Origin of the sequence: Sulfitobacter sp. S190, from assembly GCF_025141935.1 — a bacterium.
Taxonomy (GTDB): Bacteria; Pseudomonadota; Alphaproteobacteria; order Rhodobacterales; family Rhodobacteraceae; genus Sulfitobacter.
The window spans coordinates 299,228-312,049 of sequence record NZ_CP081120.1; the positions used below are offsets into that span (position 1 = coordinate 299,228).

Genomic DNA, 12,822 nt, shown 5'->3' on the forward strand with positions numbered 1-12,822 from the left:
TTGACGGCGCGATGACCGAAACGGCGCCGTCTGCACCCGAACCAAAGCACGAGAGCACGTTCGCGTTGATCTGGATCTCGCTCAAGGGCGGGGTGACGCAAATTTCTGATTCGAATCTCGCGCTGATTTCGGCGGGCGTGGCGTTCTTTGCGATGCTGTCGCTGTTTCCGGCGCTTGCGGCCCTGATCGCCGTGATGAGCCTGATCTCGAACCCGGCCGTGGTGGTGGCGCAGCTTGAGGATATGCGCGGGTTGCTACCGCGCGAAGTCTACGAAATTTTCAACACGCAGATTGTGTCATTGGTTACAACCAGTCCGGACAAACTGGGTGTCGCCGGACTAGTTTCACTGCTGGCGGCGGTATGGTCCGCGCGGGCCGGTGTTGCGGCGATGATGACCGGTTTGAACGCTGTCTATAAGGAGCCCAACCGCGCGACCGCGTCGCATTACGTGCGGGCCATTTTGCTGACTGTGGCGCTTGTGGGTGTTGGCATTGTGTCATTGTTGACGCTGGTGGTGGCGCCGGTGGTTCTGGCGTTCTTTCCGCTCGGCTGGGTCGGTACGATACTGGTCGAACTGCTGCGCTGGGGGATCGCGATTTCGGTGCTTCTGGCGGGGGTTACCGTGCTGTACCGATTTGGCCCCAATCGCGGAAAACTGCATCGCCGCGTGCTGCGCCCCGGCGTTGTTTTTTCGGTGATCAGCTGGGCGCTTCTGTCGATCCTGTTTTCGTTCTATGCCGCGAATTTCGGCAATTATAACCAGGTATATGGCTCAATCGGCGCGGTGATCGCGATGTTGGTCTGGCTGTGGATCAGCAGTTTCTTGATTTTGCTGGGGGCGGTCGTTAACGCGCAGATTGAGCGGCATTTCTATGCCTTGCCGCAGGAAAAGAATCCGTTTGACCAGATGTCGTCGGACGAGGCCAAAAAGTTCCCCGATCCCGAAGACGTGGCGCGCGACGCGCAATAACCGCTACATCAACGGGCGGCGGCGGGCGGTTTTGAGTTCGGTCACCGCAATATCGGCCAGCGCCTCAAGATCATTGATCTGAAGAATGCGGTCTGACCAGCTGGCGAGTTGGCGGTCTTTCAGTTTGCTGAGGGTTTTGTTGGTATGCACCAGCGACAGGCCAAGAGCGTCTGCCACATCGCGCTGCGTATAGGGCAGTTCCATCGTGTTGTTGTGCACCATGTTCAGGCTTTCGCCACGCTGGAAGATTTTCACCATCGCCCAGGAGACGGCCTGCATCGCGGTGCGCTGGCCTACTGTCGCGAGGGTTTCTCCGAGGAAGTGTTCCTCCATCGCCGCGAGCCACGTGATGTCGAATGCGCGTTCGGGGTGATTTTTGAAAAAGCTCCAGAATTCCGAGCGGTTGAAAACGCACAGACGCATCTGGGTTCGCGCCTCGACCGAGTGGCCCATTTCACCCAAAAGCCCGGCTTGCAGCCCAATGAAATCGCCGGGAAACACGAAGTTGATGACCTGTTTGCGGCCATCCTTGAGGTGTCTTTCGCGGATGCCCATGCCAGACAAAGCGGTAAAAAGCTGCGGCGCATTCGACCCCTGCATGAGGATCGGCGTGCCCGGATCAACGGCCAATTCGCCCACCTTGAACCGCTGCATATATTCAACCTCATCGGCTGATAGGCGGAGAAACGCCTCTTTGCGGTTCAGGGGGCAATATTTACACTGTGTCGTCATCAAAAAGGCCCTATCGGTATGTCACAGTTTATAGCAGAGCGAGGCTGTGCTTCGTAAAGACTGCCCCATGAAACAGGATAACAGCTCCCCGTCTTTTCTCGTCTTTGAGCAAGATCATTTTGTTCTCTCCGATATCAGCGAACTGCTGAGCGATAACTTCGCGGATACGCGGGTTGTCATGCTCAACGATCTTGAAAGTCTGAGTGCGGTACTGGCTACCACGCTTGGCGAAAAAGCCGTCATCATTTCGGCATTGCCCGAGGAAATCGTTGCCGCTTCCGGAAAGCTCGAGAAGAGCAAGGGAGACGTCGTTGCCATCATGATCACCGATGCGTCGGACCTCGCGTTGGACGTGAATTTCCCCTGCACGGTTGTCGTGCGCCCGTTCAGCACCGCAATGCTGTTGGATGCAATCAAGACCGTGATTGGGAACCTGCCGTCATTCCAGTCATGAACGCGGTGAGCAATCCCTGCACCCCGCCGGGAGAATGCGTCGCGCGCATGTCTTGTTTGATGCGTTTCTTGCGCCGCCGTCTCATTGACATGATGGCCAGCGCGATAAGCCCCGCCCCGGTGTAGAGCGCGCCCATGACGACGGCTGCGATCAGCGGATCAGCCAACCGGACCAGCAGCATCCAGCCCGCGACAGTCCAGAAGGCCACACCTACGGCAAGCGCGATCCCCGCGCCCAGCCCGATGGCTGCGGCACTGGCCGCGTCTGATACGCCGTGTTCGATGCGGGTGACGAAATGATCCAGCATATCAGCGGCGGTTTGTTATGACCAAACCGACCAGAAACCCAAAGCCCGCGGCCAGGCTCAGCGCCGTTGCCGGTTGGGTGCGGATGAATTCCTCTGTCTGGTCCTGCATTTCGGCCGCGCGGGCAAAGCCTGCATCCTTGATCTCAGCCGCTTTTGCCTTCGCAGCGGCGGCGGCTTCGTCCTTTTTGGCGGCGCCAAAGCTCGAGATCGTGTCGGTCAACGACGCGATGTCATCTTTAAGCACCTGGATTTGCAACGAGAGGTCCTCGACGTTCACGTCTTTGTTCTTTGTCCCGTTGACGGATGAATTTGCCATTGCCATGTCTCCTTTTAGAGCGACTATTGCTGTGCCAACGCCTTGGCCCGAGTTTTGTTCCGTCCTTGCCACGAATATAAGCGATGACATACGAAAAAGCCCCGCCCGGGGTAGGGGCGAGGCCTGTGTCTGTCATGTCTAAGCTGTTACGCGTGCAGGGTTTCCGTGGACGAAAAGAACATCGCCTGCGACACGGCGGAGACGACCTGATCCACCGTGTAGGGTTTGGAAATCAGGAACGCCGGTTCCGGTTTGTCACCGGTCAGCAAACGCTCGGGGAACGCGGTGATGAAGATGACCGGCCGCAGGCCCAGCTCCGTCAGAAGGTCATTGACCGCATCGATGCCCGACGAATTGTCAGCCAATTGGATGTCGGCAAGGATCAGATCCGGTTGGTCGGCTTTGCCGAGTTCGACGGCTTCATCGCGGGTGCGGGCGATGCCTGTCACGCGGTGACCCATCTCGGCCACGATGGATTCGATGTCCATCGCGATGATCGCTTCGTCTTCGATGATCATCACGGAGCCCATGACGCTGTCCGCCATTTCCTGCCGCGCGATGTTAACGAGCTCTTCGGCCTCGTTCGCCTCGACATCGATGATCGTGCCGATATCGCCGTAGGAAAAGCCCTCGATCGTGTGCAGCAGCAACGCTTCGCGGCTGTTGTTAGTCAACTTGGCGAGGTGTTTCTGCGCTTTGGCGCGCGCGCCTTCTTCACCATCTTCGATCGGCGCACCGGCGCTAGCCCAAATTCCGTAAAGGACACGGAACAAACCGGTCTTTGTATCCGTTCCATCCAGAACACTGCGGTCGGTCAGGATCGCTTCGAGTGCCGCGGCCGCGAATGCGTCGCCGCTTGCCTGGCTTCCGGTGAGCGCGCGTGCGTAGCGGCGCAGATACGGGATGTGATTGCCGATATCTTCGCTGGAGCCAGGTTTCGTTGTGTCGTCAGCCATCGAGGCACGTCCCTTTTTTCATCTTTCTTTGGAACTTTAACACCGTTCCTTAAGTTTGGTTCCAAGTTGGATCCACTATTTCGTAATTTTTGCACGGTCTGAGGGTATATGACAGAGCAAGGGCAGAAGAAGACGGGCGGAGGTGTCATCGATGAGAACCTCAAGCGCGTGTACAATGAGGCACTCGATGAAGGCATTCCCGACCGTTTCAAAGATCTTCTGGATCAGCTGAAGCAGCAGGACACGCAAAGGGAGCCGGACTGATGGCAGCGCGCGATCCGCGCGATGAACTCGTCGATCACCTGCCCGCGATGCGGGCTTTTGCCATCAGCTTGACGCGCAATGGCGCGATTGCCGATGACATGGTGCAGGACACGCTGGTCAAGGCGTGGACAAATATCGAAAAGTTCGAGGTTGGCACCAACATGCGTGCCTGGCTTTTCACCATTTTGCGCAACACATACTATTCGTCGCGCCGCAAATCGAACCGCGAGGTGGCGGATGTCGATGGGGTATTTACGGATAACCTTGCCGAGAAACCGGCGCACGATGGTCACCTGCAAATGCAGGATTTCCGTGTCGCACTGGCCAAGCTGAAAGACGAGCAGCGCGAAGCATTGCTGTTGATCGGCGCATCGGGTTTTTCGTATGAGGAAGCGGCAGAAATGTGTGGCGTCGCGGTCGGCACGATCAAGAGCCGCACCAACAGAGCGAGAGCGCAGTTGGCTGAATTGATGGGTCTGAGGGATGACGAGGCGATGGAATTGACCGACGACGCGACGATGTCGGTGATCTCCGCCTCCAAAGTTTCCTCTTTCTAAGCATGACGTCCGGTTTTCTGAATTCCGGGCTATTTGGAGGGCTCGCATTCCGGGTCCTCCTTTTTCTGTCGCTCGCATTGCTTCCTATCGGATTGATTGCATTCGTACAGACCCGGGAGATTGCAGAGCAAAGCGAGGTTTCCGCCGAATTGTCATTGATCGCGGTGACGGAACAGGCGGTCGCGACGGAACGGACCATATTGCAAGAAGCGTTCGGCGCGGGGCAGGCGCTTGCGTCGATCGTGAAACTGGTGCGGACCGACCCTGAAACATGTTCGTCCTTCATGCGCACGTATATGGAGGGATCGGGCCGGTACCGTCTGGTCGGGTTCATCGGTCGCGACGGGCTGATGTCATGCTCTTCGCACGATGCGGTTTTCGACTTTTCGACCTACAGCGGTTTCGGCGCTTCGATGGACACGCCAGCGCGCAGTGTATCGACCAACCCGCTCGGGCCCATCAGCCGGGAAGCGGTGGTGCTGGTGAATGTGCCGGTATTCGAGAACGACGTGATGGTCGGCTATGTCGTCTTGTCGATCGCGCAAGCTAACCTGAACGCGCTTGAACCCGTGCCCTTGGACCACGATCCGGTGGCGGTGATCACCTTCAGCGACGAGGGCAAGATACTGTCGTCCGGGGCGGACCAGACGCGGGTGACGCCCCAGTTGCCCCGCGATTACACGCTCAAGCAGCTGACAGGCGAAAATCGTCAGGTGTTCGAGGTGCCCAACGCGGAAGGCACGCCGCGCGTCTATGCCATTGTCCCGCTTATCCCCGGCAAGGTTTTCGCGATGAGCATCTGGCCCATCGATACGCCGTTTCTGGAGACGGATTTTAGCGGCCGGATTTCATCGCTGCTGCCGGTGTTGATGTGGCTGGCCAGCCTTGTTGTGGCGTTCTGGGCGCTGCACCGGCTGGCGATCACCCATATCCGCAAACTCGGCCGGCAGATGCGGCACTTTGCGCTGAACCGCACGCTGCCCCGCCACCCGCTTGGCGAACGCGTCCCCCACGAGATCGTCGCGATGGAACAGTCATTCCTCGGAATGGCGGATTCGATCCTGCAGGATGAGGCGCGGTCCGAAGATAATCTGCGGCAGAAGAACATCCTGCTGAAAGAAGTGCATCACAGGGTGAAGAATAACCTGCAGCTGATTTCGTCGATCATGAACATGCAGATCCGGCAGGCCCCGACCGAGGCCAACAGGATGGTCCTGCAACGGCTGCAGGACCGTATTCTCAGCCTCGCGACCGTGCACAAGAACCTCTACCAGGATAACGAGATGACCCGTGTGGACGGGGGTGCGCTGCTCAAGGAGATCGTGGCGCGCAATCTGGCGGTGGGGCTGTCGCAGTCGTCCGGCGTGCAGGTTACAGAGGATTACGACGATATCATGGTCGGACCCGATGATGCAGCCCCGCTGACGTTGCTGGTGTCCGAAGCGGTTACGAATGCGTTGAAGTACGTCCCGCAGGGCGAAGGCCATACATCGAATATCTCGGTCAGCTTGAAATACGTCGGTCCGGAGGAGGCGGAACTGCGGGTGGTGAACACCAGCGGTGGCGAGCCACCCGAGGGGGGGACCGGGCTGGGTTCGCGGCTGATCCTTGCCTTTGCGCGGCAATTGAACGGCGAATTGAGCACCCGCGATGACGACGGTGTGCACGTCCTCAGCCTGCGCTTTCCGGTGCCGTCGGTGGAAAAACAGGTCTATGACTACTGATCTTCATTAACTTTTTGAATTTTTTTTGACCTGAAGTCGGGCCCCTAGGGTCTATTGCAAGACACTGAGATTCTTGCTTTCTCTCCTTTAGGGTGCGGAATTTCGCGAAACACTCAACCGTTAACGCGTTGTTTTGTCGCAAGAAACTCCCTGTTTTTATGGAACTTAGTCCCGATTTTTCCTGTTGTGTTGATGAACGCTCGGGAAAAGGAGGCTTCAATGACGACAGATATGTTTATCGGCGGCCTCATGATCCTGACGATGGTCGCGGTGGTTATCGTTGCGATGACCACTTCTCGTGGCCGGACAGGCCAACAACAAACAACATCGCGCCACAATCGTATGGCGCACAAGAAAAGAAGTTCTGACAGGGAGATGACCGGATCGTCAGATCATCATCGCTGAATACAAATTGAAACCCCCGCGGCGTGCCGCGGGGGTTTTGAATTCAGAAGGATGGAGGTGTCAGTGCCGATACGATCTCGCACTCTTCACGGCCGATGTTGCGAAACCTGTGTGGCAGGCGGCTATCGAAGAGATAGCCCTCGCCCGCGCCCAGCACGGCCACGTCGTCCCCGACTGTAATCTCAATTTCTCCGCGCGTGATAATGCCCGCTTCTTCGCCTTCGTGTGACAAAAGCTCGGGGCCGGTATCAGCACCGGGCGGATAGGATTCGTGCAGCACCTGAAGGCTGTGCTCGCGCGCGTTGCCCAATTGCCGCAATGAGACCTGCCCGGGCCCTTGAGGGGCCAGTTCGGTGAATTCGTCAGCGCGGTAGAACACCTTTGCGCCAGTTTCCTCAATCGGGGTGAAGAATTCTGCCATCGAGATCGGGATCGCGTCGAGCAGGGATTTCAACGACGCCACGGAGGGGCTGGTTTTATCGGTTTCGATCAAGGAGATCGTGCCGTTGGTCAGGCCAGCCCGCTGTGCCAATTCACGCTGTGACAGCCCACGTTCAACGCGGATCGTTTTCAGCCGGTGTCCAATATCCAAGGAGGTATCCTGTCGTCTGGGTTGCGTGCGGACCGCAGCCATACAGGCAGCGGTTGTCAGCGCAAAGAGACCACCGCAAACCGGAATATTCAAGCGCCAACACAATCACGATTGACAATTAAATTAAACATCATAAAGGCTATTTTAAACGCGGGATTTTGCGCGTTGCCTCTTCTGATAGGATTGTTGATATGGCCAGCACTGCAAAACGCGGCACCCGTAAGACCGCAGCCAAGAAGAAACCACAGATCGCGATCGTCGCCCCTGTGGAGCCGAAAACATACTCGAATGCGGATCTGGTTGCGCGCCGTGATGCGGCCGTGCCGCGCGGTGTGGCATCGGCGGCGCCGGTGTATGCTGCGCATGCAGAAAACGCGGAGTTGTGGGACGTGGACGGCAACCGCTACATCGATTTCGTCGGTGGCATCGGTGTGTTGAACACAGGTCACCGTCATCCGTCCGTCGTTGCCGCAGCAAAGGCGCAGGAAGATCTGTATACGCACACCTCTTTCCAGGTCGTGCCCTACGCGCCTTATATCGAGTTGGCCGAACGGCTGAACGCGCTGGCCCCCGGGCATGCGCCAAAGAAGACATTGCTGGTGACCACGGGCGCGGAAGCGGTGGAAAACGCGGTCAAGATCGCCCGCGCGGCGACGGGTCGTCCCGGTGTGATCGCCTTTACCGGCGGCTACCACGGCCGGACACTGCTGACATTGGGCATGACCGGCAAAATCAGCCCCTACAAGAAAGACGTGGGCCCGTTCCCGTCGGATATCTTCCGCGCCCCGTTCCCGTCGGTGCGTGACGGGATTACCGTGGATGACGCGCTGACCGGTCTGAAGAACCTGTTCCTGACCGATGCGCAGCCGGAGCGTGTTGCCGCCATCATCATCGAACCGGTGCTGGGCGAAGGCGGATATATCCCCGTACCGACCGAAATGATGGTAGCACTGCGGGCAATCTGCGACGAACACGGCATTCTGCTGATTGCGGACGAAGTGCAGGCGGGCTTTGGCCGCACGGGCACATGGTTTGCGGTCGAGCATTCCGGCGTCACGCCTGATCTGATCACCGTCGCGAAATCCATGGCGGGTGGTTATCCGCTGGCGGGCGTCATCGGTCGGGCCGATATCATGGATGCGATGGAGCCCGGTGGCTTGGGCGGCACCTACGGCGGCAATCCCGTCGCCTGCGCCGCGGCGCTTGCCGCGATCGATGCGATCGAGCACGAGGGCCTTCTGGCGCGGTCCACGGCGATGGGCGACAAGCTCAAGGCGCGGTTTGCCGAGATCGGCGCCCGCGCGGCACCTTTCCGCATGTGGGATATCCGCGGTGTCGGCGCGATGGTTGCGGTCGAGCTTGTCACCGATTTCGACAGCGCGGCCCCCGATGGTGCCCTGACTAAACGGGTCATTGCGCATGCGCTCAAGCGGGGTCTGTTGTTGTTGTCTTGCGGGATGCACGGCAACGCAATTCGCGTGATGGTGCCGCTGACGGCCTCTGACGAGATCCTCGAGGAAGGTCTGGCGATCTTTGAAGAGGCGCTGGCGGCAGCCGTCGCCGAATAGGCCACGCCGCAAACGAGACGACGAAAGGGCGCGGGATTTCTCCTGCGCCTTTTTGCTTTGCCCCGGTGGCGCTGTCTGAAACACTGGCCCAATGCGAACGCTGCTTTTCCTGATTTGCGCAATGTTGCCTGCGGCTTTGTGGGCTGATGCCCCTGTACGGGTCGGCTTTCTCGGGCCGGTGACGCAGGTTGATCCGTTGATGGTGAACGGTCAGGAAATACTTTTGGCCGAAGATGTCCCCGTGGTCAGCTTTATCGGCGGCGACGGCGCGTTGCGTGTCGGAGATGTCCTGCAGATCGAGGCAGAGTTCGACGGCGACAGGTTTTCGGCGACGCGCGTTGTGCGGCAGTTCCTTGCTGTGGGTCCGGTACAGATCGCCAAAGATACCGGGATTTCGGTGATGGGGAGCGGTTTTCGGGGGCCTGGCGCGGATGGCGTGGCAGAGGGACAGTGGATCGCGGTGGCCGGGCAATGGCGCGAGCGCCATGGCGTTATCAGCCGCTTGATCCCCCTGAACGATCCGGCGATCGCGATGACGGGCGGACACCCCAATTTGCCAGAGGATGGGGTCGGTCCGATCCGCATCGGTCAGACGGCCATCACCGGATTGGCGGCGGTCCCATCCAAGACAGGATACTGGACCGTGATCGGTGCCGCGGGTGCTGACAGTATCCGCGCCAATGTGTTGTCGACGGGTTTGTTTGCGGACGATATCGCCTTTGCGCTGGTCGCGGGCTTTGCATCCGGCCCAATCGCATCAGAGACATACGAAATCATCGGCACGGGGATCGTGGGATACGCAAGGGAGGCGCAGATGCCGCAACGCGACCAGCCACAGCTGTTTTGTGTCGCAGGCGGGAAGGTCAGTCGCGGTGCGCCGGCGGATGCCGGTGCAGTCGTGCTTGCGCTCTTCGATGTTTGGGGCTGCCCGTCCTGATCAGAATACGATTTCGGGCGGGGTAAAGCTGTCTGCGCTGGCGCGGCTCCAGCGTTCTTTGTACCCCATGTGATCGGCCGCATCAGGATCGGTCAGGAACCCTTCGGGCAAATACGGGAATGCCTGATTGCCCTGCACCATCGACCTGTCCGATTGGCGCTGCATCAGGTGGTGTGGCAAGAAATCACACGGTGCGGTCAGACCGGCGGCCCCGGTCATTTCGCCCAGCGCTTCGAGCGTGTTGCGGTGGAAGCGGGCGACACGTTGGGATTTGTGTTCGGGGTCCAGCGCGCGCGCGCGGATCGGGTCCTGTGTCGCGACGCCGACCGGGCAGTGGTTCGTGTGGCAGGCCTGTGCCTGAATGCAGCCCACGGCAAACATGAAGCCGCGCGCCGAATTGCACCAGTCCGCACCCAGCGAAAGGGCGCGGGCGATGTCAAAGGCCGATACGATCTTGCCTGCGGCCCCGATCTTGATCCGGTCGCGGATGCCCGCCCCGCGCAGGGTGTTGTGCACAAAGGTCAGCCCTTCGACCATCGGCATGCCGACGTGGTTCGCAAATTCGAGGGGCGCGGCACCGGTGCCGCCTTCGGCTCCGTCGACCACTATAAAGTCGGGGATGATGTCGGTCTCGAGCATGGCTTTGACCATGCACATGAATTCGCGCTGGTGACCGATACACAGTTTGAAGCCCACAGGTTTGCCGCCCGACAGGTCGCGCAGTTGTTTCAGGAAATGCATCATTTCCAGAGGTGTGGAAAACGCGGAATGCGCCGCGGGAGAGACGCAGTCCTCGCCCATGGGGATGCCGCGGGCTTCGGCGATTTCCTCGGTGATCTTGGACGCAGGCAGCATGCCGCCGTGACCGGGTTTCGCGCCCTGGCTGAGTTTAAGCTCGATCATCTTGATCTGCGGCAGCGACGCGGTCTTGGCGTATTTGTCGGGATCAAAGCTGCCGTCGGATGCGCGCGCCCCGAAATATCCCGACGCCACCTGATAAATAAGATCGCCGCCGCCTTCCTTGTGATAGCGGCTGACCGATCCCTCACCGGTGTCATGGGCAAAACCCCCAAGCTTTGCGCCCTTGTTCAGGGCCAGAATGGCCTGGGCGGAGAGCGACCCGAAGCTCATGGCAGAGATGTTGTAGATCGAGGAAAGATAAGGCTGTTTGCACTGGTCATTGCCGATCGTGATGCGGAAATCACTGTCGTCGATGTGCTTTGGCTGCACCGAATGGGTCACCCAGCTATAGCCCGCGTCGTAGACACGCTGGCGGGTGCCGAACGGGCGGGCGTCTTCCTGACCCTTGGCCCGCTGGTACACAAGGCTGCGCGCGTCGCGGCTGAACGGTTCTTCGTCCTGGTCATTTTCGATGAGGTATTGGCGGATTTCGGGCCGGATGCCTTCGAACAGGAAGCGCATGTGGCCCAGCACCGGATAATTGCGCAGGATCGAGTGCTGTGGCTGGCGCACGTCGTGCCAGCCCAGAAGGCTGAGCGCGCCGAAGACCACGAATGCCAGAAGGAACCATGCCGACCAGATCAGCGCCGCAAGTAGAGACAGGACCGTGAGAATCACCACCGAGCCGAAAACGGTGAAGCGTTTGAGTTCCGAGAGTTGGGTCATGGTAAGTCCGCCACCTTTATTCGTCCGGCCAGTGTTTAGCGCAGTAGAGCGTTTTTCGCGGCCTTGATGCAACCTTGCTCACGTAACGTTCATTTTCACCAAACAACTTATGGCTGAGTGTGTCTCGCATATGGTGCATGGGACGCGCGATATTTTGCGTTGACTTATCAATGAGGTACTGACCCTCTGCAACCGCAATGAGAGACTGCTTGCTCATTTATCGAAAGGTGCATAACGTGAAATTGTGCAAACAGAGGTTGGGCCGGTAGCGGCGCAAGTTTCTGTCTGGGGAGGCGCAATTCAAGTCGGAGCAGATGCGCGAGCGGCTGATCCCCCTTCCCGAAAACACATCAGAGGCGGCATGCAATGCTGCCCTTAATAATGGGAGAGACCTTTATGAAGATGTTCCAAACGATTGCTTTTGCCGGTGCAATGCTGGCAGGCACGACTGCGGTTGCGCAGGAGAAATTCATCACCATCGGGACCGGCGGCCAGACCGGTGTCTACTTTGTTGTGGGCCAGTCCATTTGCCGTCTGGTGAACCGTGGATCCGACGATCACGGCCTGAAGTGCACAGCCCCTTCGACGGGCGGGTCCATCGCCAACATCAACGCGATCAAGGCGGGTGACATGGATATGGGCGTGGCCCAGTCCGACTGGCAGTTCCACGCGTTCAACGGCACCTCGAAGTTCGAGGGTGACAAGTTCGACAACCTGCGCGCGGTTTTCTCCGTGCACGGTGAGCCATTCAACGTCATCGCGCGCAAAGACAGCGGCATCAAATCCTTTGACGATCTCAAGGGCAAGCGGGTCAACATCGGCAACCCCGGTTCCGGCCAGCGCGCCACGATGGAAGTCGTGATGGACGCCAAAGGCTGGACGCTGGATGACTTCGCGCTCGCGTCGGAGCTGAAGCCGGCAGAGCAGGCGGCAGCACTGGGTGACAACAAGGTCGATGCGATCATCTACACGGTCGGCCACCCCAATGGCTCCATTCAGGAAGCGGTATCGACCATTGATGCCGAACTGGTGCCTGTCACCGGCGACGCGATTCAGGGTCTGATCGATGACAACCCGTACTATGCGGCGGCCACGATTCCGGGCGGCATGTACAAAGGTACAGATGCCGATGTGAACACCTTTGGCGTAAAGGCGACATTCGTGACCTCCGCCGATGTGGACAACGACGTTGTTTATCAGGTGGTGAAGGCCGTGTTTGACAACTTTGACCGGTTCAAGCGGTTGCACCCTGCGTTCGAAAACCTGACCGAAGAAGAAATGATCTCGGGCGGGCTGTCCGCGCCACTGCATGACGGTGCGGCCATGTACTACAAAGAACGCGGTTGGATTGAATAAGCGTCCGCACGACCAAGTTTCAGGCGGGGGCGGCGTGTATCGCCCCCGCCATACGCC

The 12,822-nt window shown here is 59.0% G+C and carries 15 protein-coding genes; 9 read left to right on the plus strand and 6 right to left on the minus strand.

Annotation, left to right across the window (positions count from 1 at the left end; all coding sequences use genetic code 11):
• Positions 1–11 precede the first annotated feature (11 nt).
• On the plus strand, positions 12–971 hold the full coding sequence (locus K3756_RS01470) for a YihY/virulence factor BrkB family protein (RefSeq protein WP_259990211.1): 960 nt from the start codon (positions 12–14) through the stop codon (positions 969–971).
• A 3-nt stretch (positions 972–974) separates the two neighbouring features.
• Here the strand turns inward: K3756_RS01470 and K3756_RS01475 are convergent, their stop codons facing one another.
• Complete coding sequence (locus K3756_RS01475; RefSeq protein WP_259990214.1) at positions 975–1,703, minus strand: Crp/Fnr family transcriptional regulator; 729 nt, start codon at positions 1,701–1,703, stop codon at positions 975–977.
• 67 nt (positions 1,704–1,770) lie between these two features.
• On the opposite strand from K3756_RS01475, the gene K3756_RS01480 reads away from it, so the two are divergent.
• A complete protein-coding gene (locus K3756_RS01480; protein WP_259990216.1) occupies positions 1,771–2,157 on the plus strand; it encodes a hypothetical protein in 387 nt (128 codons plus the stop codon).
• Here K3756_RS01480 and K3756_RS01485 read toward each other — a convergent pair.
• The 3 genes from K3756_RS01485 to K3756_RS01495 form a co-directional block, all read right to left on the minus strand.
• Positions 2,117–2,464 (minus strand): hypothetical protein, encoded by a 348-nt coding sequence (locus K3756_RS01485; protein WP_259990217.1) that lies wholly within the window; start codon positions 2,462–2,464, stop codon positions 2,117–2,119. The two genes, K3756_RS01480 and K3756_RS01485, sit on opposite strands and share 41 nt — an antisense overlap.
• Position 2,465: 1 nt before the next feature.
• Positions 2,466–2,780: a DUF883 C-terminal domain-containing protein gene (locus tag K3756_RS01490; protein ID WP_259990219.1), complete on the minus strand. Its 315-nt coding sequence runs from the start codon at positions 2,778–2,780 to the stop codon at positions 2,466–2,468.
• A 146-nt stretch (positions 2,781–2,926) separates the two neighbouring features.
• Complete coding sequence (locus tag K3756_RS01495; RefSeq protein ID WP_259990222.1) at positions 2,927–3,736, minus strand: response regulator; 810 nt, start codon at positions 3,734–3,736, stop codon at positions 2,927–2,929.
• Between the two features lie 108 nt (positions 3,737–3,844).
• On the opposite strand from K3756_RS01495, the gene K3756_RS01500 reads away from it, so the two are divergent.
• The 4 genes from K3756_RS01500 (at position 3,845) to K3756_RS01515 (ending at position 6,686) form a co-directional block, all read left to right on the plus strand.
• Positions 3,845–4,000 (plus strand): NepR family anti-sigma factor, encoded by a 156-nt coding sequence (locus K3756_RS01500; RefSeq protein WP_259990224.1) that lies wholly within the window; start codon positions 3,845–3,847, stop codon positions 3,998–4,000.
• On the plus strand, positions 4,000–4,557 hold the full coding sequence (locus K3756_RS01505) for an RNA polymerase sigma factor (protein WP_259990225.1): 558 nt from the start codon (positions 4,000–4,002) through the stop codon (positions 4,555–4,557). The genes K3756_RS01500 and K3756_RS01505 overlap by 1 nt, the downstream gene beginning before the upstream one ends.
• Before the next feature lie 149 nt (positions 4,558–4,706).
• Complete coding sequence (locus K3756_RS01510) at positions 4,707–6,281, plus strand: sensor histidine kinase (protein WP_259990227.1); 1,575 nt, start codon at positions 4,707–4,709, stop codon at positions 6,279–6,281.
• A 219-nt stretch (positions 6,282–6,500) separates the two neighbouring features.
• Complete coding sequence (locus K3756_RS01515; protein WP_259990229.1) at positions 6,501–6,686, plus strand: hypothetical protein; 186 nt, start codon at positions 6,501–6,503, stop codon at positions 6,684–6,686.
• Positions 6,687–6,729: 43 nt separating this feature from the next.
• Here the strand turns inward: K3756_RS01515 and K3756_RS01520 are convergent, their stop codons facing one another.
• Positions 6,730–7,278 (minus strand): cupin domain-containing protein, encoded by a 549-nt coding sequence (locus tag K3756_RS01520; protein ID WP_259990231.1) that lies wholly within the window; start codon positions 7,276–7,278, stop codon positions 6,730–6,732.
• Between the two features lie 191 nt (positions 7,279–7,469).
• Here K3756_RS01520 and gabT point away from each other — a divergent pair, with 191 nt between their 5' ends.
• Complete coding sequence (gene gabT / locus K3756_RS01525) at positions 7,470–8,846, plus strand: 4-aminobutyrate--2-oxoglutarate transaminase (RefSeq protein WP_259990233.1); 1,377 nt, start codon at positions 7,470–7,472, stop codon at positions 8,844–8,846.
• A 91-nt stretch (positions 8,847–8,937) separates the two neighbouring features.
• On the plus strand, positions 8,938–9,783 hold the full coding sequence (locus K3756_RS01530; protein WP_259990235.1) for a hypothetical protein: 846 nt from the start codon (positions 8,938–8,940) through the stop codon (positions 9,781–9,783).
• On the opposite strand, the gene K3756_RS01535 is transcribed toward K3756_RS01530, so the two are convergent.
• Entirely contained in the window at positions 9,784–11,409 is a 1,626-nt protein-coding gene (locus K3756_RS01535) for an FMN-binding glutamate synthase family protein (RefSeq protein ID WP_259990237.1), read from the minus strand.
• Between the two features lie 396 nt (positions 11,410–11,805).
• Here K3756_RS01535 and K3756_RS01540 point away from each other — a divergent pair, with 396 nt between their 5' ends.
• On the plus strand, positions 11,806–12,765 hold the full coding sequence (locus tag K3756_RS01540) for a TAXI family TRAP transporter solute-binding subunit (protein ID WP_259990239.1): 960 nt from the start codon (positions 11,806–11,808) through the stop codon (positions 12,763–12,765).
• The last annotated feature ends 57 nt before the right edge of the window (positions 12,766–12,822 follow it).